The sequence below is a fragment of the Streptomyces sp. NBC_00876 genome, from assembly GCF_045207435.1.
Classification (GTDB): domain Bacteria; phylum Actinomycetota; class Actinomycetes; order Streptomycetales; family Streptomycetaceae; genus Streptomyces.
This window is the reverse complement of record NZ_CP108800.1, coordinates 6,432,161-6,453,170: the sequence shown is the minus strand read 5'-3', so window position 1 is coordinate 6,453,170 and position 21,010 is coordinate 6,432,161. Positions and strand designations below refer to the sequence as shown.

At 71.9% G+C, this 21,010-nt stretch carries 16 protein-coding genes and 1 riboswitch; of the genes, 5 read left to right on the top strand and 11 right to left on the bottom strand.

Annotated features, from left to right (window positions below):
* Positions 1-38 precede the first annotated feature (38 nt).
* The 4 genes from OG782_RS28405 to OG782_RS28390 all read right to left on the bottom strand — a co-directional run bounded on the left by OG782_RS28405 (position 39) and on the right by OG782_RS28390 (position 5,495).
* Positions 39-689 (bottom strand): thymidine kinase, encoded by a 651-nt coding sequence (locus OG782_RS28405; protein WP_406455673.1) that lies wholly within the window; start codon positions 687-689, stop codon positions 39-41.
* 58 nt (positions 690-747) lie between these two features.
* Positions 748-1,935, bottom strand: coding sequence for an alkaline phosphatase family protein (locus tag OG782_RS28400; RefSeq protein ID WP_406455671.1), 1,188 nt, complete (start codon positions 1,933-1,935; stop codon positions 748-750).
* Positions 1,935-2,531, bottom strand: coding sequence for a DUF5998 family protein (locus OG782_RS28395; protein ID WP_406455669.1), 597 nt, complete (start codon positions 2,529-2,531; stop codon positions 1,935-1,937). Before OG782_RS28395 ends, OG782_RS28400 begins: the two co-directional genes overlap by 1 nt.
* 90 nt (positions 2,532-2,621) lie before the next feature.
* Positions 2,622-5,495 (bottom strand): GNAT family N-acetyltransferase, encoded by a 2,874-nt coding sequence (locus OG782_RS28390; protein WP_406455667.1) that lies wholly within the window; start codon positions 5,493-5,495, stop codon positions 2,622-2,624.
* 173 nt (positions 5,496-5,668) lie between these two features.
* Here OG782_RS28390 and OG782_RS28385 point away from each other — a divergent pair, with 173 nt between their 5' ends.
* Entirely contained in the window at positions 5,669-5,950 is a 282-nt protein-coding gene (locus OG782_RS28385; RefSeq protein WP_406455665.1) for an HPr family phosphocarrier protein, read from the top strand.
* A 173-nt stretch (positions 5,951-6,123) separates the two neighbouring features.
* Here the strand turns inward: OG782_RS28385 and OG782_RS28380 are convergent, their stop codons facing one another.
* From OG782_RS28380 to OG782_RS28365, 4 genes are all read right to left on the bottom strand, one after another.
* Positions 6,124-6,831 carry a GntR family transcriptional regulator gene (locus OG782_RS28380; RefSeq protein WP_406455663.1) on the bottom strand — a complete coding sequence of 236 codons (708 nt, stop codon included), beginning with the start codon at positions 6,829-6,831 and terminating at the stop codon, positions 6,124-6,126.
* A 218-nt stretch (positions 6,832-7,049) separates the two neighbouring features.
* Positions 7,050-7,880 (bottom strand): M23 family metallopeptidase, encoded by an 831-nt coding sequence (locus OG782_RS28375; protein WP_406455661.1) that lies wholly within the window; start codon positions 7,878-7,880, stop codon positions 7,050-7,052.
* A gap of 12 nt (positions 7,881-7,892) precedes the next feature.
* Positions 7,893-8,059: riboswitch (cyclic di-AMP (ydaO/yuaA leader) on the bottom strand.
* A 210-nt stretch (positions 8,060-8,269) separates the two neighbouring features.
* The gene (locus OG782_RS28370) at positions 8,270-9,652 is read right to left on the bottom strand and encodes a M16 family metallopeptidase (RefSeq protein ID WP_406455659.1); all 1,383 of its coding nucleotides are present in this window, start codon (positions 9,650-9,652) and stop codon (positions 8,270-8,272) included.
* Positions 9,653-9,678: 26 nt separating this feature from the next.
* On the bottom strand, positions 9,679-11,055 hold the full coding sequence (locus OG782_RS28365) for a M16 family metallopeptidase (RefSeq protein WP_406455657.1): 1,377 nt from the start codon (positions 11,053-11,055) through the stop codon (positions 9,679-9,681).
* Between the two features lie 247 nt (positions 11,056-11,302).
* On the opposite strand from OG782_RS28365, the gene OG782_RS28360 reads away from it, so the two are divergent.
* Positions 11,303-13,753 carry a DNA topoisomerase (ATP-hydrolyzing) subunit A gene (locus tag OG782_RS28360; RefSeq protein ID WP_406455655.1) on the top strand — a complete coding sequence of 817 codons (2,451 nt, stop codon included), beginning with the start codon at positions 11,303-11,305 and terminating at the stop codon, positions 13,751-13,753.
* A 25-nt stretch (positions 13,754-13,778) separates the two neighbouring features.
* Here OG782_RS28360 and OG782_RS28355 read toward each other — a convergent pair whose 3' ends face one another.
* Together OG782_RS28355 and OG782_RS28350 are read right to left on the bottom strand one after the other, a co-directional pair.
* Positions 13,779-14,882 (bottom strand): CobW family GTP-binding protein, encoded by a 1,104-nt coding sequence (locus tag OG782_RS28355; RefSeq protein WP_406455653.1) that lies wholly within the window; start codon positions 14,880-14,882, stop codon positions 13,779-13,781.
* 18 nt (positions 14,883-14,900) lie between these two features.
* Positions 14,901-16,061, bottom strand: a complete 1,161-nt coding sequence (locus OG782_RS28350) for a citrate synthase/methylcitrate synthase (protein ID WP_406455651.1) — start codon at positions 16,059-16,061, stop codon at positions 14,901-14,903.
* Positions 16,062-16,168: 107 nt separating this feature from the next.
* On the opposite strand from OG782_RS28350, the gene OG782_RS28345 reads away from it, so the two are divergent.
* Positions 16,169-17,488 carry a citrate/2-methylcitrate synthase gene (locus OG782_RS28345; protein ID WP_406455649.1) on the top strand — a complete coding sequence of 440 codons (1,320 nt, stop codon included), beginning with the start codon at positions 16,169-16,171 and terminating at the stop codon, positions 17,486-17,488.
* Between the two features lie 29 nt (positions 17,489-17,517).
* Here OG782_RS28345 and OG782_RS28340 read toward each other — a convergent pair whose 3' ends face one another.
* The gene (locus tag OG782_RS28340; RefSeq protein WP_406455647.1) at positions 17,518-18,537 is read right to left on the bottom strand and encodes a LacI family DNA-binding transcriptional regulator; all 1,020 of its coding nucleotides are present in this window, start codon (positions 18,535-18,537) and stop codon (positions 17,518-17,520) included.
* Between the two features lie 97 nt (positions 18,538-18,634).
* Between OG782_RS28340 and OG782_RS28335 the strand changes: the two genes are divergently transcribed.
* Together OG782_RS28335 and OG782_RS28330 are read left to right on the top strand one after the other, a co-directional pair.
* Complete coding sequence (locus OG782_RS28335; protein WP_406455645.1) at positions 18,635-20,281, top strand: ATP-binding protein; 1,647 nt, start codon at positions 18,635-18,637, stop codon at positions 20,279-20,281.
* Complete coding sequence (locus OG782_RS28330) at positions 20,278-20,961, top strand: response regulator (RefSeq protein ID WP_406455643.1); 684 nt, start codon at positions 20,278-20,280, stop codon at positions 20,959-20,961. Before OG782_RS28335 ends, OG782_RS28330 begins: the two co-directional genes overlap by 4 nt.
* Positions 20,962-21,010 lie beyond the last annotated feature (49 nt).

Genomic DNA, 21,010 nt, shown 5'->3' with positions numbered 1-21,010 from the left:
GGGTGATCAGACGAATCACCCCCCAAAGTCCACTTGGCTCAGCCGGAGTTGACCGGAAGGACATCCGGCGACAGCGCGCCCGCGTGTGCGGCGGCGCTGGTCATGCGGCGGCGGTGGTGGCTGCGGCAGAGGACTTCGTAGCCGACGTCCTTCGCCGGGCGGTCGACGTCGCCGACGACGACCTGCGCACCCTCGACGACCATCTCGCCGCCCACCGTACGGGCGTTGTGGGTGGCGCGGGCGCCGCACCAGCACAGGGCCTCCACCTGGAGGGCCTCTATCCGGTCGGCGAGCTCGATCAGCCGCTGAGAGCCGGGAAAGAGCCTGGTGCGGAAGTCCGTGGTGATACCGAAGGCGAAGACGTCCAGGCCCAGATCGTCCACGACGCGGGCCAGCTGGTCGATCTGTTCCGGGGCGAGGAACTGCGCCTCGTCGACGATCACGTAGTCCGCCTTGCCGCCCTGGGAGAGCTGGCCGACGAGGTACGCGTACAGGTCCATGCCCTCGGCGGCCTCCACCGCCTCGGTGACCAGGCCCAGCCGGGAGGACAGCTTCCCCTCCCCCGCCCGGTCGTCACGGGTGAAGATCACGCCCTGGAGCCCGCGTGCCGACCGGTTGTGTCCGATCTGCAGGGCCAGCGTGCTCTTCCCGCAGTCCATCGTTCCGGAGAAGAACACAAGCTCGGGCATGAGGGGTCGAGCACCTTTCGGAACGGGGGAAGACGGGAGGGAAGGGTGACGCAAAGGGTTACGAGCGTACTTCGAGGAGCGGGACGAGCTGCTCGACGGGGGTCATCGAGCCGTGCATGCCGACCATCGCGGACTCGTGCGGCTCGTTGACGGAAGCGGTGATCACCACGTCGTCGTGGGCCGCGGCGACCACGTCGCCGATCCTGCCGAGCACCCGCTCGTCGATCCTGGGACCGAACCAGCCCGCTTCGACGGCCTCGTCCCGGCTCGCCACCCAGAACTGCTCGCCGAGGACCTCGCGCCAGACGGTCAGCACATCGGCCTCGGCGCCCGGGACCGCGTACACATGGCGGGCGCGCCCCTCGCCGCCGAGCAGCGCGACGCCCGCGCGCAGCTCCCAGTCCTCGTCGAAGTCGATCCTGGACTGCTCGTCGAACGGGATGTCGATCATTCCGTGGTCGGCGGTGATGTACAGCGCCGACCGCGGCGGGAGCTGTTCCGCGAGACGCCGGGCCAGGCCGTCGACGTACATCAGCTGGCCGCGCCAGGCGTCGGAGTCGACCCCGAAGCGGTGGCCCTTGCCGTCCACTTCGCTGTAGTACGTGTAGACGAGCGAGCGGTCCCCGGCGGCCAGCCGCTCGGCGGCGACGTCCATCCGTTCCTCGCCGGTGAGCCGGCCGAGGAACGAGCCGCCGCTGAGCGCGACCTTGGTCAGCGGGGTCTGCTCGAAGGCCGGGGCGGACACCTGTGCGGTACGCACGCCGGCCGCGTCGGCGAGCTTGAAGACGGTGGGGTACGGCTGCCAGACCTTCGGTTCGGTCCAGGGCCTCCAGCGGAGCTGGTTCATCAGCTCGCCGGTCTCCGGATTGCGGGCGGTGTACCCGGGAAGGCCGTGCTCGCCCGGCGGCAGTCCGGTGCCCACCGAGGCCAGCGAGGTCGCGGTGGTGGCCGGGAATCCCGCGGTGATCGGGCGGCCCGTGCCGCCGCGCGACGTGGGCAGGAGGGAGTGCAGGAAGGGCGCCTCGTCGGGATGGGACCTGATCTGCTCCCAGCCGAGACCGTCGATCAGGAAGACGCAGTTCCGGTCGGCGGGGGTGAGCTCGGGGATCGCCGCCGTGAAGCCGGGAACGCCCTGCCCCGCCACCAGCGTGGGCAGCAGATCGGCGAGCGATCCACTGCCGTACTCCGGGACGGGGGCGGTGTCGACGGGCAGCAGCACAGGGTCCTGCCAGGCCGGCTGGACCATCAGCGGCCGGCCGCCGGGGTCGCGGCCGTGGCCTCGGAGAGCGCCTGGGCGAAGGCGAGCGTCTGGCGCACGGTGTCGGGGCCGTCACCGGCCTCGCTGACCCGCAGGCTCAGGTCGTCGGCGGTGGAGCTGCCGGTGTAGCCGTGGTCGGCCTCGCAGTTGGGGTCGCCGCAGGCGGCGGGCTCCAGGTCGATCCGGGAGACCGCGCCCCAGCCGATGGTCAGGACGACCTCGCGCGGCGGCGTGCCCGGGACGTACTTCTCCGGGTTGGCCACGACCCGGCTGACCACGACCGAGGAGATCCGGTCGAGCTTGACCGATTCGGTGGAGGTGGTGGCGTACGGCGTCGGGGAGCTGGTGTCGGCGTTCTGCTCGTCCGTGTGGCTGACGATGAAGCGGGTGTCCGTGAGCACCAGGACCGTGACGTGGCGGCGCACCTCGTTGGAGTCGAAGGTGGTCTCCTGGTGCACCAGGTACGAAGCGACCGGCTCACCGCCGACGGCGGCCTCCACCGCCTCGGCCACGAGGGCCGGGTAGTAGCCGCTGCGCTCGATCGCCGCGCGCAGCCCCTGGGTCGTCGTACCGGTCTTAGCCATGGGCACCATCCTACGGGGGGCCGATGACTGCCGGGGACGTCACGGCGCCCCTGTACGGACGGGGTCCAGGGGGACGCGAGCCGGAGCCTGTCAGTAGTTGGAGAGGCGGCGGGGGCCGAGGTCGGTCCGGGCCGGCGGCGGTGAGAGCCGGACGCTCGCCCCGAGGACGGTCAGCCCCTGGGTGGCGACCACGACCGGTTCCAGGGCGATGGAGACCACCTCGGGGTGGTCGTCGACCAGCCGGGAGACCCGCAGCAGCAGTTCCTCCAGCGCGTCGGTGTCCACGGGGGCCGAGCCGCGCCAGCCGAAGAGGACGGGGGCGGCCCGGATGGACCGGATCAGTTCCGCCGCGTCGCGGTCGGTGGCCGGAACCAGGCGGTGGGCGGTGTCGCCGAGGAGTTCGGAGGGTGCGCCCGCCAGGCCGAAGGAGAGGACGGCGCCGGCGGCCGGGTCGATGGTGGCCCGTACGACGGTGTCGACACCCCGCGGGGCCATCGCCTGCACGACGGGCCGCAGCTCGGCGGGCTTGCCGAGAAGGTCGGTCAGCTCGCCGTACGCCCGGCGCAGCGCGCTCTCGCCCGCGATGTCCAGGCGGACGCCGCCCAGGTCGGCGCGGTGGCGCAGATGGGGTGCGGTGGTCTTCAGCGCCACCGGGTAGCCGAGCCGCGCCGCCGCGGCGACGGCCTCCTCCGGGCCGGGGGCGGGCAGGGTCGGCCGGACGGCGATGCCGTAGCAGGCCAGGAGTTCGCGGGCCTCGTCGTGTTCCAGGGGCCGGCCGCGCGGGTCGGGGTCCGGGCCGAGCAGGGTGTCGATGAGGGCGGCCGCGGCGGGCTCGTCGATGGTGTCGTCGAGGAACTCGGGCACCTTGCCGGGTACGGCGGCCTGGCGCCGCCACTGGGCGTACTTCACGGCCTCGGCGAGCGCCCGGACGGCGCGTTCGGCGGCGGGGTAGGCGGGGATCCGGCCGGGGACGCGGGGGGTTTCGGGGTCGGCGGGGGCCGGGTCGGTGGCGTTCGCGGCGGTGGGTGTGCCCGGTCCGGCGGGGGCCGGGCGGGACGCGGGGGGCGCCGCCGCCGGGCGCTGCCGGGCGACGGTGCCGGTGGCGGCGGCCAGGGCCTCCGCCAGGCCGCCGATCTCCACATGGACCACGGCCACCGGTTTGGCCGGCCCGGTGGCGGCGGCCGCGTGCAGGGCGGTGGCCAGGACCTCGCCGTCGCCCGACTCCGCCTCGCCGTCCTCGCCCACCCAGGGGATCGCCGTCACGATCACCGCGTCGCAGCCCCCGTCGGCCAGCGCCTCGGCGAGCGCGTCGCGGAAGTCCTGCGGGGTGGCGGCGGTGGTGAGGTCGCGGGGCGGCCGCGGGCGCAGCCCCTCGGCCAGGCAGGCGTCGTACGTGAGCAGGCCGAGGGATTCGGAGTTGCCGAGGATCGCGACCCGGCCGCCGGCGGGGAGCGGCTGGTCGGCCAGGAGCAGGCCGGCGTCGACCATCTCGGTCACCGTGTCGACGCGGATCACGCCCGCCTGCCGCATCAGGGCGGAGACCGTGGCGTCCGGGATCCGGCTGACGGGTACCGCGTGGCCGGGCGGGGTGGAGCCGCTGTGCCGGGCGCCCTTCACCACGACCACCGGCTTGACGGCCGCGGTGCGGCGGGCGAGGCGGGTGAACTTGCGAGGGTTGCCGAGCGACTCCAGGTACAGCAGGGCGACATCGGTGTCGGGGTCCTCGTACCAGTACTGGAGGAAGTCGTTGCCGGAGATGTCGGCTCGGTTGCCGGCCGAGATGAAGGTGGAGAGCCCCGCGCCGCGCCGGTAGAGCCCGGAGAGCAGGGCGATGCCGATGGCGCCGGACTGGGTGAACAGGCCGATGCGCCCGGAGGCGGGCCGTTCGGGTGCGAGGGAGGCGTTCAGCCGGACGGCCTCGGAGTTGTTGATGACGCCGAAGGCGTTCGGGCCGATGATCCGCATGCCGTACGAGCGGGCCTGGCGCACCAGTTCCCGCTGGCGTTCGCGGCCCTCGGCGCCCCACTCGGCGTATCCGGCGGAGAGGACGACCAGGCCCTGGACGCCGTGTTCCCCGCAGTCCGCGACGGCTTCCGGGACCCGGTCGGCGGGTACGGCGACGACGGCGAGGTCGACCGGTTCGCCGATCTCGCCGAGGGAGCGGTGGGCGGGGACGCCGTCGATGGTGCCCTGGTCGGCTGCGAAGGCGCTGTTCACGGCGTAGGTGCGGCCGGTGAAGCCCGCGCCCAGGAGGTTGCGCAGGACCGTGCGGCCGACCCCGCCGGGGGTGCGGCCGGCGCCGATGACGGCGACGGAGCCGGGGGCCAGCAACCGTTGTACGGACCGGGCCTCCGCCCGCTGCTCACGGGCGCGCTGGACGGCCAGGGACTCGGCGGTCGGTTCCAGGTCCAGGGTCAGATGGACGGAGCCGTCCTCGAAGCTGCGCTGCTGGGTGTACCCGGCGTCCCGGAACACCTTGATCATCTTGTTGTTGGCGGGCAGCACCTCGGCGGCGAAGCGCCGGATGCCGCGTTCGCGGGCGACGGCCGCGATGTGTTCGAGCAGGGTCGATGCCACGCCGCGGCCCTGGTGCGCGTCCTGGACGAGGAAGGCGACCTCCGCCTCGTCGGCCGGCGCCGAGGCCGGCCTGCCCTGTGCGTTGATCCGGTCGAAGCGGACGGTCGCGATGAACTCACCGCCCACCGTGACGGCCAGTCCCACCCGGTCGACGTAGTCGTGATGGGTGAAGCGATGGACGTCCTTGGCGGAGAGCCGGGGGTAGGGAGCGAAGAAGCGGTAGTACTTCGACTCGTCGGAGACCTGCTCGTAGAAGCTGACCAGCCGGTCGGCGTCGTCCGTGGTGATGGGCCTGATGCGCGCGGTGCCGCCGTCGCGGAGCACCACGTCCGCCTCCCAGTGATCGGGGTAGGCGTGATGCGGACTCTGCTCCGGAGAGGGCTGCATGGGCAAAGCCTACGGCCGTCCCACCGGTCGCGTGGGTGCCGGGGCCGGGGCAGTCTGGGGGTGGCCGATCGCCGCTGTGGCGCGGGCTGCGGACGGCCCGCGGGTCGGCCGGAGCACCACGCACCACATGAGAGACTGGTCTAGACAACCATTGATTCGTGAAGGGCAGAACCATGGCTGAGCGCCGCGTCAACGTCGGTTGGGCCGAGGGCCTGCACGCCCGCCCCGCTTCCATCTTCGTCCGTGCCGCCACGGCCTCCGGCGTTCCCATGACCATCGCGAAGGCCGATGGCAACCCGGTGAACGCGGCCTCCATGCTCGCGGTGCTCGGTCTCGGTGCGCAGGGCGGCGAGGAGATCGTGCTCGCGTCCGAGGCGGACAACGCCGAAGCCGCTCTGGACCGTCTGGCCAAGCTGGTCGCCGAGGGGCTCGAGGAGCTTCCGGAGACCGTCTGATTCCGTCCGGTCACGACCGCCGGAATTTCTGCGAAAGAGCCGCGGCACCCTTAATGGGGAGCCGCGGCTCTTTCGTTCACGCAGGCACCGGATCCCGAGGATCCGTCGGCTCGAATTCGAGCAGCCGAAAGAAAGCCCGGCGGAATGCCTATTCTTTGTATACGGCCCAATTGTTAATGACGGCCGCTCGGGGTGTTTACGGCATGTTGCGAAGTCCTCACCCGGCCGGTACGGGTCGCGGCTCCATCCGGCCGGCCGGGGCGGCGCAGCCGGTGCGCGACAGTGGCCCGCTCGGCGTGCTGGGCGGCCAGGGCCCTCGCCCGCTCCGCGTCACCGCGCACCACGGCGTCCACGATCGCCCCGTGCTCGGCCCAGGAATCGGCCGGGCGGGCCGGCTGTTCGACGGTGTACATCCAGGCGATCTTGTGCCGGAGCTGGGTGAGCAGTGCGATCAGGCCGGGGCTGCCGGAGGCCTGGGCCAGCGTCTCGTGGAACCAGCCGCCCAATGAGCGCAGGTCCTCGCCCTCGCCCCGGCGGGCCCGCTCCTGGCCGAGCCTGACCAGGCCGCGCAGCACCTTGAGGTGCGCCTCGGTGCGGCGCTGGGCGGCACGGGCCGCACCGAGCGGCTCCAGCAGCATCCGGACCTCCAGGAGGTCGGCGGCCTCCTGTTCGGTGGGTTCGGCGACGCAGGCGCCGGCATGCCGGCGGGTGACCACGAATCCCTCGGACTCCAGGGTGCGCAGCGCCTCCCGTACCGGGACGCGGGAGACCCCGTAACGCCGTGCGAGCACCTCCTCGGTGAGTCGGCTGCCGCGTTCGAAGACACCGGAGACGATGTCGTCACGGATTGCCGTGCATACCGAATGCGCCGGAATGCGCATGTCCGAACCTCCGCCTTAATCCCCGCGAAACGCGGCCGATCGACGCCTGTCCTGTGACTCTATTGCAATGCGGTCGCATTTCCGATGCCGGGCGGAAATTCATGAATATCTTTTGGTCACGGACAGGTTCGGGAACGGGTCGCGCGGACTGCTCCGGCAGGGGTACGACGAAGGCCCCGGCGCGATGCCGGGGCCTTCACCGAGGAGCTTCGGGTCCGTCAGACCGTGACGCCGTGGGCGCGCAGGTAGGCGACCGGGTCCATGTCCGAACCGTACGAGGGCGTGGTGCGGGCCTCGAAGTGGAGGTGCGGGCCGGTGGAGTTGCCGGTGGAGCCGGAGAGGCCGATCTGCTGACCGCCGCCGACGGCCTGGCCGACGGATACGCCGATCGAGGAGAGGTGGCCGTACTGCGTGTACGTACCGTCCGTCATCCGGAGCACGATGTTGTTGCCGTACGCGCCGCCCCAGTCGGCCTCGACGACCGTGCCGGCGCCCACGGCGACGACGCTGCTGCCGGACGCGGCGTGGAAGTCGATGCCCGAGTGGCTGCCGGAGGACCAGAGCGCGCCGCTGGACTTGTAACCGGTGGACACGTAGGAGCCGGCGACGGGGAGCTGGAAGGAGCCCAGGCGGGTGCGCTCGGCCGAGCGGGCGGCACGCGCCTTCGTCTCGCGGGCCTCCTCGGCGCGGGCGGCCGCCTTCGCCTTCGCGGCGGCCTTGGCCTTCGCCGCCGCCTTCTTCTTCGCCTCGGCCTTCTTCTTGGCTTCGGCCTCGGCCTTGGCCTTCTTCTCGGCGGCGACGTCGGCCTGGTGCTGCTGGGCGTCCGCCTGAGCGTCGATCCGGTCGGCGAGGGTGCTCTCGATGGAGATGACCTGGGAGAGGCCGGTCTCGCCCACGGAGGGGGCCTCGGCGTCGGCGGCGAGGGCCGGAGAGGCCAGTGAGCCGATGACGCCGGTGGTGGCGAGAGTCGCGATGCCGACCGCCTTCGCGCCGCGGCGCGTCAGACGGCTCGGGGCACGGTGCTTCCCGGTGGCACGGGTGAACGCCATGAAGTGGCTGGTCCTTTCCTTCCTTCTCGCCTACCGGGTTAGCTGACGGGTTCGGAGCAGGAAGGTCTCCTACGGATCCTTCGGCCTCAAGAGGCTCAGGGATCCGATTCACCCCAGGGACTGCGTGGGTCCCCGGCTCCCCTGGCTCGCGCCGGACGGGGACTCGGCGATGGCTGCCCGGTACGTCGCGGATGCGGCATACGAGTGACAGACAGCGGAGCCGACGCTAAGCGGGGGCCCTTCCCCTCACCAAACGGACAGGCGGTTTTGTAGCGCATCCCACAGGGCAGACAGGCAACCTCTCCAATAAATCGGACAAAAGGGAAGGCTCCGGCGGAGTTTGATCCGCCGGAGCCTTCCCTTTGCCCCGATATCAGGCGAAACGCGCGTCAGCCGGTGACGACCGACACCTCTCCGATGCCGAGCGCCCTGACGGGCTCCTCGATCTGCGAGGCGTCGCCGACCAGCACCGTGACCAGGCGGTCGCCCGGGAACGCGCTGACCACGGCCGCGGTCGCCTCGACCGTGCCGGTCTCGGCGAGGCGCGCGTACAGCTGCGCCTGGTAGTCGTCCGGGAGGTGCTGCTCGACCTGGTCGGCGAGGGTGCCGGCGACGGAGGCAGCCGTCTCGAACTTCAGCGGGGCGACCCCCACGAGGTTCTGCACGGCCGTCTCGCGCTCGGCGTCCGTCAGCCCCTCGGCGGCCAGCTTCCGCAGGACCTTCCACAGGTCCTCCAGCGCCGGGCCGGTGGACTCGGTGTCCACGGAACCGCTGATGGCGAGCATCGCGGCGCCGGTCGCCCCCGTCGCGGAGTCGGGGGCCGCGGAGCGCAGCACCTGGGCGAAGGCCCGCACGCCGTAGGTGTAGCCCTTCTCCTCACGCAGCACCCGGTCGAGCCGGGAGGTGAGCGTGCCGCCCAGGCAGTACGTGCCGAGCACCTGGGCCGGCCACACGCTGTCGTGCCGGTCGGGGCCGATCCGGCCGATCAGCAGCTGCGTCTGCACCGCGCCGGGGCGGTCCACGATCACCACACGGCCGGTGTCGTCGGCGGTGATCGGCGGGACGGGGCGGGACTCGGCGGTGTTGCCCGACCAGTCACCGACGGTGTCGGCGAGCAGCGCGTCCAGGTCGATCCCGGTGAGATCGCCGACGACCACGGCGGTCGCGGTGGACGGCCGGACATGGGCGTCGTAGAAGGCGCGCACGGCCGCGGAGTCGATCCGTTCCACGGTCTCCTCGGTGCCCAGGCGCGGACGCGACATGCGCGCCGTGGCCGGGAAGAGCTCCTTGGAGAGCTGCTTGGCCGCGCGCCGGGCCGGATTGGCCTGCTCGTGCGGGATCTCGTCCAGCCGGTTGCGCACCAGCCGCTCGATCTCGCTGTCGGCGAAGGCCGGCGCCCGCAGCGCCTCGGCGACCAGGCCGAGCGCCTTGGCGAGCCGGGAGGCCGGAACCTCCAGGGAGACCCGGACGCCGGGGTGGTCGGCGTGGGCGTCCAGGGTGGCGCCGCAGCGCTCGAGCTCGGCGGCGAACTCCTCGGCGCTCCGCTTGTCGGTGCCCTCGGACAGGGCGCGCGACATGATCGTGGCCACGCCGTCCAGGCCCTCGGGCTCGGCGTCCAGCGGGGCGTCGAGGAAGATCTCGACGGCGACGACCTGCTGGCCGGGGCGGTGGCAGCGAAGCACCGTGAGGCCGTTGGGCAGGGAGCCGCGTTCGGGTGCGGGGAAGGCCCAGGGCCTGGCCGTGCCGGGGGCGGGCTGCGGGTGGTACTCCATCGAAACTCCAGTCGCGGCAGCGTCGGTCACTGGTCCGCCCCTTCGTGCGCGTCGGTGTCGGTGGCGGCGCCGTCTTCCGCCTCTTCGGCGGATTCGGCCGACTCGACCGGCTCGTAGACCAGTACCGCCCGGTTGTCGGGCCGCAGCTGGGCCCTGGCGGCCGCCTTGACCTCTTCGGCGGTGACGTCGAGCACCCGGTGCACGGCGGTCAGGGCGAGCTGCGGGTCGCCGAACAGCACGGCGAACCGGCACAGTTCGTCCGCGCGGCCCGCGACCGTACCGAGACGGTCCAGCCACTCGCGCTCCAACTGTGCCTGCGCGCGCTCCATTTCCTCGGGCGTGGGGCCTTCCTCGGCGAACCGGGCCAGCTCCTCGTCGACCGCGGTCTCGATCTGCGCCACCTCCACGCCGCCGGACGTCTTGACGTCCAGCCAGCCGAGCGAGGGCGCGCCGGCCAGCCGGAGCAGCCCGAACCCGGCCGCGACGGCGGTCCGGTCACGGCGGACCAGGCGGTTGTGCAGCCGGGACGACTCGCCGCCGCCCAGCACGGTCAGGGCGAGGTCCGCGGCGTCGCACTCGCGGGTGCCGTCGTGGGGCAGCCGGTAGGCGGCCATCAGCGCACGCGCCGGCACCTCCTCGCGGACCTCCTCGCGCAGCTGTCCGCCGATGCTCCCGGGCAGCGCACCGTCGCGCGGCGGCTGCTTGCCGTCGTGCGACGGGATGGAGCCGAAGTACTTCTCGATCCAGGCGAGCGTCTGCTCGGGGTCGATGTCACCGACGACCGACAGCACCGCGTTGTTGGGCGCGTAGTACGTACGGAAGAAGGTCTGCGCGTCCTCGAGCGTTGCGGCGTCCAGATCTGCCATGGAGCCGATCGGGGTGTGGTGGTACGGATGGCCCTCCGGGTAGGCGAGAGCGGTCAGCTTCTCGAACGCGGTGCCGTACGGGACGTTGTCGTAGCGCTGGCGGCGCTCGTTCTTGACGACGTCGCGCTGGTTCTCCATGGACTCCTCGTCGAGCGCGGCGAGCAGCGAGCCCATCCGGTCCGCCTCGAGCCACAGGGCCAGCTCCAGCTGGTGCGTGGGCATCGTCTCGAAGTAGTTGGTCCGCTCGAAGCTGGTGGTCCCGTTGAGGGAGCCGCCGGCGCCCTGGACCAGCTCGAAGTGTCCGTTCCCCTTGACCTGGCCGGAACCCTGGAACATCAGGTGCTCGAAGAGGTGAGCCAGACCGGTGCGTCCCTTGACCTCGTGGCGCGAACCGACGTCGTACCAGAGGCACACCGCGGCGACCGGGGTCAGATGGTCCTCGGAGAGCACCACGCGCAGGCCATTGGCCAGACGGTGCTCGGTCGCTGTCAAGCCGCCGGAGCCGGCCTGGGCTGTGGCCGTGTGACCCATGGGCATGTACGTCCCTTCGATCGCGATACTGGATGTGATGCGAGACCTGCCACTGTAAGCAAGCGCACCGGCACCTGGCGAAGTTCCCGTGCGGCGAAAGTTCGCGGGAAAGAGCGTCCCGGCCTCTTCAGGACACGTGGAGAACACCCTTTGGGACGGGTCGAGGTCGGGGTTGTCAGTGGCGCGGTCCACAATGGTGCGCGTCAGAACCTGAGGTTGCCCGAACAGAATCCGTGAAGGAGTCGCAGCAGCGATGGCCCGCCGCAGCACGAAGACCCCGCCGCCGGACGACTTCGAGGAGAAGATCCTCGACATCGACGTCGTCGACGAAATGCAGGGCTCCTTCCTCGAGTACGCGTACTCGGTGATCTACTCACGGGCCCTGCCTGACGCCCGTGACGGCCTGAAGCCGGTGCACCGCCGCATCGTCTACCAGATGAACGAGATGGGCCTGCGCCCGGAGCGCGGCTTCGTGAAGTGCGCCCGTGTGGTCGGCGAAGTCATGGGTAAGTTGCACCCGCACGGCGACGCGTCGATCTACGACGCGCTGGTGCGGATGGCCCAGCCGTTCTCCATGCGGCTTCCCCTCGTCGACGGACACGGGAACTTCGGCTCCCTCGGCAACGACGACCCGCCGGCCGCCATGCGGTACACCGAGTGCCGGATGGCCGACGCGACGTCGTTGATGACGGAGTCGATCGACGAGGACACCGTCGCCTTCCAGTCGAACTACGACGGCCAGGAGCAGGAGCCGGTCGTCCTCCCGGCCGCCTATCCGAACCTCCTGGTCAACGGCACGACCGGGATCGCGGTCGGCATGGCGACCAACATGCCGCCGCACAACCTGGGCGAGGTCATCGCCGCCGCCCGCCATCTGATCAGGCATCCGGGCGCGGACCTGGAGACCCTGATGCGGTTCGTCCCCGGTCCCGACCTGCCCACCGGCGGCCGGATCGTGGGCCTGAGCGGCATCAAGGACGCCTACGCGGCCGGCCGCGGCTCGTTCAAGATCCGCGCCACGGTCGCCGTGGAGAACGTCACGCCGCGCCGCAAGGGCCTGGTCGTCACCGAACTGCCCTTCACCGTCGGCCCGGAGAAGGTGATCGCCAAGATCAAGGACCTGGTCTCGGCGAAGAAGCTCCAGGGCATCGCGGACGTCAAGGACCTCACCGACCGCTCGCACGGACTGCGTCTGGTCATCGAGATCAAGAACGGCTTCGTCCCCGAGGCCGTGCTGGAGCAGCTGTACAAGCTGACGCCGATGGAGGAGTCCTTCGGCATCAACAACGTGGCGCTGGTCGACGGACAGCCGCTCACCCTGGGCCTCAAGGAGCTCCTGGAGGTCTACCTCGACCACCGCTTCGAGGTGGTGCGCCGGCGCAGCGAGTTCCGCCGGACCAAGCGCCGCAACCGGCTGCACCTGGTCGAGGGCCTGCTCGTCGCGCTGATCGACATCGACGAGGTCATCCGCCTCATCCGCTCCAGCGACAACTCGGCGCAGGCGAAGGAGCGGCTCATCGAGCACTTCTCGCTGAGCGAGATCCAGACCCAGTACATCCTGGACACCCCGCTGCGCCGGCTGACCCGGTTCGACCGGATCGAGCTGGAGAGCGAGCGGGACCGGCTCAACGCCGAGATCGACGAGCTGACCGCGATCCTCGAATCGGACTCCGAGCTGCGCAAGCTCGTCTCCTCGGAACTGGCTGCGGTCGCGAAGAAGTTCGGCACGGACCGGCGCACGGTGCTGCTGGAGTCGGCCGGTGCGCAGGTCGCCTCGGTGCCGCTGGAGGTCGCGGACGACCCCTGCCGGGTGCTGCTGTCCTCGACCGGTCTGCTGGCGCGGACGGCCAACGACGACCCGATCGTCTTCGCCGAGGACGCCAAGCGTGCCAAGCACGATGTGATCGTGTCGGCGGTACCGGCGACCGCGCGCGGCGATGTCGGCGTGGTGACGTCCACCGGGCGGCTGCTGCGGCTCGCGGTGATCGATCTGCCGCAGCTGCCGGACACCCATGCGGCTCCCAGCCTCTCGGGCGGGGCGATGGTCTCGGAGTTCCTGACGCTGGAGGCGGACGAGGAGGTCGTCTGCCTCACCACGCTCGACGAGTCCTCACCGGGGCTCGCGATCGGCACCCTCCAGGGCGTCGTGAAGCGCGTGGTGCCCGACTACCCCGCCAACAAGGACGAGCTGGAGGTCATCACCCTCAAGGACGGTGACCGCATCGTCGGTGCGGCGGAGCTGCGCACCGGCGAGGAGGACCTGGTCTTCATCACCTCGGACGCCCAGCTGCTGCGCTATCCGGCGGCGCAGGTGCGCCCGCAGGGCCGTCCGGCCGGCGGTATGGCGGGGGTCAAGCTCGCTGCGGGCACGGAGGTGCTCTCGTTCGCCGCGGTGGATCCGGCGGTGGACGCCATGGTGTTCACGGTCGCGGGTTCGCACGGCACGCTGGACGACTCGGTGCTGACGTGCAAGCTCACACCGTTCGACCAGTATCCGCGCAAGGGCCGGGCCACCGGCGGGGTGCGCTGTCAGCGGTTCCTCAAGGGTGAGGACGTGCTGGTGTTCGCCTGGGCGGGTGCCACGCCCGCCCGCGCCGCGCAGAAGAACGGCACGCCGGCCACGCTGCCCGAGCCCGATCCGCGGCGCGACGGTTCGGGGACGCCGCTGGAGAGCCCGGTCGCGGTGATCGCCGGGCCCGTGTAGGCCGCCGGCGCGGCGGGTCCGGCGGCTATGCGCCGTCGTCGCCGGGCTGTTGTACGTAGCGCAGGACGCCCCACATGGATCGATCGTGTGCGGCGTCCTGCGGCGTTTCCTGCCCGGCCTCCCCCGGGGTCCGGCAGCCCTCCAGCTCCTTGCGCAGGGCCTGCGCGTCGATGCCCGAACCGATCAGCACCAGCCGGGTCAGACGCGGTTCGCCCCGGCTCCAGCGCTGCGGGGCGAACCTGAGGAACCTGCCGACGGCGTGCAGCGCGTACGCGTTGTCCACGTCACCGGTGCCGAAGTCGACGTACCCCTTGATCCGGTAGAGACCCTCGGGCCGGGAGTCCAGGAACGCCATCAGCCGGCGTGGGTCCATCGGCACGTCGGCGGTGAAGTCGACGCTCTCGTACGCCGTGTGCAGATGCTCCCCGTGCTCCTCACCGGTCTCCCGCGCCCGCTCCTCCAGGTACAGGTCCTCGAAGGTGAGCTGCCGCGCCTTCTCCTCGCCGTCGGGGCGCAGCGCCGGATCGAAGAGCAGCTCCGGGTCGATCCGACCGTACGTGGCGGGGATGACGGCAGCCGTACTGCCGGTGGCGGCCACGGCCTCCCGGATCCGCGCCCGCTCCCCCTCGCCGGCCCGGTCCGTCTTGTTCAGCACGACGAGGTCGGCCACGGCGAGATGGCGGCCGATCTCCGGATGGCGCTCCCGGGTGGCTCCGAACTCGGCGGCGTCGACGACCTCGACCAGTCCCCCGTACACGATGTGCGGGTTGTCGGTGGCCAGGATCATGCGGACGAGTTCCTGCGGCTCGGCGAGTCCGCTCGCCTCGATGACGATCACGTCGAGCCGGGCGGCGGGCCGGGTCAGGGTCTCCAGGTAGGTGTCCAGCTCGCTCGCGTCGACCGCGCAGCACAGGCAGCCGCCGCCCAGCGAGACGGTCGAGCCGACCTGCCCGGAGACGGTCATGGCGTCGATCTCGATGGATCCGAAATCGTTGACGATCACGCCGATCCGGTTGCCCGCGCGGTGGCGCAGGAGGTGGTTGAGCAGGGTCGTCTTGCCGGATCCCAGGAATCCCGCGAGGACGATGACCGGGATCTGCGGGCTGCGGGGCGGGGACGACGGGCTCAACGGGGGCCTTCCTGCGGTTCAGACTGCCGGGACCGGCTGCGGCGGGGGCGGACCGATGTAGCGGGCCGCCGGGCGGATGATCTTGGAGTCCTCCGCCTGCTCCAGGATATTGGCGCTCCAGCCCACCACCCGCGCCGCGCAGAAGGTCGGCGTGAACATCTCGCGCGGCAGCCCGCACAGTTCCATGACCACACCGGCGTAGAACTCCACGTTGGTGTGCAGCTCACGTCCCGGCTTCAGCTCGGCGAGAATCGCCTCGACCTGCCGTTCCACCTCGACGGCGAAGTCGACGAGCGGTCCGCCGAAGCTCTGGGCGATGTCCCGCAGCATGCGTGAGCGCGGGTCCTCGGTGCGGTAGACCGGGTGTCCGAAGCCCATGATCCGGTCGCCTGCGAGGACCCGCTCACGGATCCATCCGTCGATGCGCCCGGGGGTGCCGATGGCGTCCAGGGTGTCGAGGGCGCGGCTGGGCGCGCCGCCGTGCAGCGGCCCGGAGAGCGCGCCGACCGCGGCGACCAGGCAGGCGGCGACGTCCGCGCCGGTGGAGGCGACGACGCGTCCGGTGAAGGTCGAGGCGTTGAAGCCGTGGTCGACGGTGGAGATCAGATACTGCTCGACGGCCCTGACCCGGGCGGCGTCCGGTACGGAGCCGGTCAGCATGTAGAGGTAGTTGGCCGCGTACGGCAGGTCGTCGCGCGGTTCCACGGGATCGAGGCCCTGGCCGAGCCGGTACAGGGCGGTCAGCACGGTGGGGACGGCGGCGCACGCGGCCAGGGCGTCGCCGCGGCGCCGGCCCTCGTCGATGTCGTACACCGGCCGGAAGCCGGCCGAGGCGCCGAGCAGGGAGAGCGCCGTGCGCAGCCCGGCGAGCGGACCGGACGCGGCGCCCGCCCGGGCTATGGCGGGCAGGGCGTCGCGGACCTCGGCGGGCAGCCGGCGCAGTGCGGCGGTGCGGACGGCAAAGTCTGCTCGGGCGGCCTGTCCGGGGAGCTCGCCCTCGGTCATCAGGTACCAGACGTCCTCGAAGCTGCGGGTCCGCGCGAGTTCGATCGCCGAGTACTGGCGGTAGTGGTAGAAGCCCTCGCGGCCCCGGACGTCGCCGAGGGCCGTATCCGTGACGACGACGCCTGCGAGGCCTCGGGGGACGTCGAGCGGTGATCCGGCGGTCGTGGTCGTCATTGCTTCCTCCATGGACGTTCCGGCAACTACTGGCATTGATTCGACTGTCCATGCTTGACTTAAGTTCTGTCAATGTTGATTGAATCAATATGGATACGGTGGACGGCATGACGGATCAAGCAGGCGCGGACGGCCTCCCGGAACCCCCGGCGCAGCGGCTCACCACACGGGAGACGGCCGAGCGCCTGGGCGTGAAACCCGAGACCGTGTATGCGTACGTGAGCCGGGGCCAGCTGAGCAGCAACCGCGCCCCCGGCGGCCGCGGCAGTACCTTCGACGCGGCGGAGGTCGACGCCCTGGCGCGGCGCACGGGGCGCAGGGAGCCCGCGTCCCCCGCCGGTGAACTGGCCTTCCGTACCGGCATCACGCTCATCGAGAGCGACCGCTACTACTTCCGGGGCGTGGATGCCGCCGAGCTGGCCGGGCGCCATCCGTACGAGGAGGTCGCCGAGTGGCTCTGGACCGGTGAGCTGCGGCCGGGCATCCGGTTCACGGCGCCGGCCGAGGCGCTTGCCGCGGCCCGCCGGACGGTCGGCGCGCTGCCGGCACACTGCGGCCCGACGGACCGGTTGCGGGTGGCGGTCGTCGCCGCCGCCACTGCCGATCCGCTGCGCTTCGACCTGTCGCGCGAGGCGGTGCTCGGCGGTGCGCGAAGCCTGATCCCGACCCTGGTCGCGGCGCTGCCGGCGGCCGGCGGAGGCGGCGGATCCGGCGATGCGGCCAGACCGGACACCGCGGAGACCACCGCGCCCCCCGGACTGGCACGACAGCTGTGGCCGAAACTCACCGCCCGCCCGGCCGGTGAGGCATCACTCGCCGTACTGGACACCGCGCTGGGGCTGCTGATCGACCACGATCTGGCCGCCTCCACCCTGGCGGCCCGGGTCGCAGCCTCCGCCCGCGCCCATCCGTATGCGGTGGTCTCGGCGGGACTCGGAGTGCTGGAGGGGCCGCTGCACGGCGCGGCCAGCGGGCTGGCGCACCGCATGCTGGCCGAGGTTCTGGAACGCGGCGGCGCGGCCCCGGTGGTCGCGGACCATCTGCGTACCGGCCGCCGGGTACCGGGACTGGGCCACCGGCTGTACACCGGCGAGGACCCCCGGGCGCGGGCGCTGTTCGACCTGCTCGCGCGGATCCCGCAGGCGGCGCCGGCCCTGGCCGCCGCCCGCGACGTGGTCGCCACGACCGCGCGTCACAGCCCGCTGCACGCCAACGTCGACCTGGCGCTCGCCGTGCTCTCGGTCTCCTCGGGCATGGCGGCGGAGGCGGGCGAGACGGTGTTCGCGATCTCCCGGACGGCCGGCTGGATCGCGCATGCACTCGAGGAGTACGGGGAACGCCCGCTGCGAATGCGCCCCAGTGGGCACTACACCGGTCCGCGGCCGCCCCAGCCCCTCCCCGTCGCAGCAGGGGCACCATCGCAATAGACGGTTCCCCTGGCGCAAAATGACGACGCTCAGCGGGAAGCGCCGCGCGGAGGCTGGGCGGTGGAACCCCGCACCACCAGTTCGGGCTCGAAGAGCAGCTCGTCGGACGGCACCGCGCGGCCTCCGATCTGTACGGACAGCAGCTCGACGGCGGCGCGCCCCATGGCCTCGATCGGCTGACGGACGGTGGTGAGCGGCGGCTCGGTGCAGTTCATGAACGCCGAGTCGTCGTAGCCCACGACGGAGACGTCCGCCGGCACCGAGAGGCCCCGGCGGCGTGCCGCGCGCACCGCTCCCAGGGCGAGCGGGTCACTGGCGCAGATGAACCCGGTGACACCCTCGTCCAGCAGCCGCGAGGCGGCCGCCTGCCCGCCCTCCAGTGAGAACATCGCCCTGGCCACCCACTCGTCCGGCACGCTCGTGCCGGACTCCGCGGCGAGCGCGCGGGCGGCGGCCAGCTTGCGCTGCGAGGGCACGTGGTCCGAGGGGCCGAGCACGAAGCCGATGCGCTCGTGGCCCAGCGAGACCAGATGGCGCCACGCCTGCTCGACGGCGACGGAGTCGTCGCAGGAGACGCCGGGGAAGCCGAGACGGTCGATGGCGGCGTTGATGAGGACCACCGGGATCTTGCGGTCGGCCAGCACCTTGTAGTGATCGTGCGGGGCATCGGCCTGGGCGTAGAGGCCGCCGGCGAAGACCACGCCCGACACCTGCTGCTGGAGCAGCAGCTCGACGTAGTCCGCCTCGGAGACCCCGCCCTTGGTCTGGGTGCACAGAACCGGGGTCAGGCCCTGCTGCGCGAGCGCACCGCCGACCACCTCGGCGAAGGCGGGGAAGATCGGGTTCTGCAGCTCGGGCAGGACCAGGCCGACCAGCCGGGCCCGTTCGCCGCGCAGCTGGGTCGGGCGCTCGTATCCGAGGACGTCCAGCGCGGACAGGACGGCCTGCCGCGTGGCGTCGGAAACGCCCGGCTTGCCGTTGAGCACCCGGCTGACCGTGGCCTCGCTGACTCCAACCTTCTGTGCCACTTGAGCAAGTCGTCGCGTCATGAGTGCAAGATTAGCGCAAGAAACGCAAGCCGATTGCGTGGAGTGAGAAACAAGACGATTTTCGGAAAGCACCGGAATGCCCTCTACCGTTTCTGTGATGAGCGCCCCACCGCCCACCGCCAGGAGGCCGCGCCGGCTCGGCTGGCCCCGCCGGGTCTTCTCGCAGGTCCTGCTGATGCAGCTGGCCATCGCCACCGGCGTCACCGTACTCGCCACCGGTCTGTTTCTGGCACCCCTCAGCGCCCAGCTCGACGACCAGGCGATGCGCCGGGCCCTGGCGATCGCACAGAGCACGGCCGCCCAGCCGCGCCTCGCCGAGTCCCTGCTCACCACGGAACCGGCCCTCGGCGGCCCCGTCCAGTCCGCCGCCGAACGCATCAGGCGTGCCACGGGCGCCGAGTACGTCGTCGTGATGGACCGCCGCGGGGTGCGCTGGTCGCATCCCGACAGCGGCCGGATCGGGGAAGTCGTCTCCACCGATCCCACCGAGGCGCTCGCGGGCAAGGAGGTCATGGAGATCGACAGCGGCACGCTCGGCCGCTCGGCCCGGGGCAAGGTGCCGCTGCGCGACGGATCGGGACACATCGCAGGCGCGGTCTCGGTCGGTATCGCGTACGACAGCGTCCGCGCCCGGCTCCTCGCGGCGATTCCCGGCCTGTTCGCCTATGCGGGCGGGGCACTGGCCGTAGGGGCGCTCGCCGCCCTTCTCATCTCGCGGCGTCTGCAGCGCCAGACCCATGACCTGGCCTTCTCCGATATCTCCGCGCTGCTGACGGAGCGAGAGGCGATGCTGCACAGCATCCGGGAGGGTGTCGTCGCGCTCGACCGGACCGGCCGCATCCGCCTCCTGAACGACGAGGCGCAGCGGCTGCTCGGGATCGGCCCCGAGGTGTCGGGCCGTCCGCTGGCCGAGGTCCTCGGGGCCGGGCGGACCACCGATGTGCTGGCCGGTGATGTGGCGGGCGAGGATCTGCTGACCGTGCGCGGGAGCCGGGTGCTGCTCGCCAACCGGATGCCGACGGCCGACGGCGGGGCCGTCATCACCCTCCGCGACCGTACCGAGCTCGAACATCTGGGCCGCGAACTCGACTCCACCCGCGGACTGATCGACGCGCTGCGCGCCCAGGACCACGAACACGCCAACCGGCTGCACACCCTCCTGGGGCTGCTGGAGCTGGAGCTGCACGAGGACGCGAGGGAATTCCTCACCGAGGTCGTCGGCGTCCACCGGGCCACCGCCGAGCAGATCACCGAGAAGGTCCGCGAACCGCTGCTGGCCGCCCTGCTGGTCGGCAAGGCGACGGTCGCCGCGGAGCGCGGCGTCGCGCTGCGCATGGCCCCCGGCGCCCCGCTTCCCGACCGGCTCGTCGACCCGCGCGGGCTCGTGACGATCGTCGGCAACCTGGTCGACAACGCCCTGGACGCGGCCGCCGGTTCGGACGGCGCCCTGATCGAGGTGGGACTGCGGGCCGAGGGCCGTACGGTGGTGCTGCGGATCCGTGACAGCGGTCCCGGCGTTCCGGCCGGACAGCGCGCGTCGATCTTCACGGAGGGCTGGTCGACCAAGGAACTGCCGGCCCACGGCAGGCGCGGTCTGGGGCTCGCGCTGGTGCGGCGGCTGGCCGAGCGGCAGGGCGGCAGCGTGGTGGTGGACGGGGCGGACGGGGGCGGGGCCGAGTTCACCGTGGTGCTGCCGGAGGCCATGACCGAAGCGGTATCCGACAAGACAGGAGCGGCTCAGTGATCGAGGTCCTGATCGTCGACGACGACGTCCGGGTGGCCGGGATCAATGCCGCCTACGTGTCGAAGGTGCCCGGCTTCCGGGTGACGGCACAGGCGCACTGTGCCGCCGACGCCCTAGCGGCGGTCGAGGCCGGCGGGGTGGACCTGATCCTGCTCGACCACTACATGCCCGACCGCAGCGGACTGGACGTGGTGCGCGAGCTGCGCAGGCTCGGTCACCGCACCGACGTGATCATGGTGACGGCCGCGCGCGACGTCGCCACGGTCCGGGAGGCGATGCGCCAGGGCGCCCTCCAGTACCTGGTGAAGCCGTTCACGTACGCGGGACTGCGGACCAAACTGGATGCGTACGCGGCTCTGCGGCACACCCTGGAAGGCGGCGGCGAGGCCGAACAGGGCGAGGTGGACCGGCTCTTCGGCGCCCTGTGGACGGCGGGCGAGCCCGGCCTGCCGAAGGGCCACTCGGCGACGACGGCCGAACTGGTCCGCACGGCACTCCGCGACGCCGACGGCCCGCTCTCCGCCCAGGAGGTCGCGGAGAGCGCCGGAATGAGCCGGCAGACCGCCCAGCGTTATCTGAAGCTGCTGGAACGGTCCGGACGGGTACGGCTGACCCTGCGGTACGGGGAGACGGGGCGTCCGGAACACCGCTACGCCTGGGCCGGCGGCGGCCTGGCCTGAGACGGTACGGCCACCGGCCGCACGGTCAACCCGACCACCGGCCGGTACG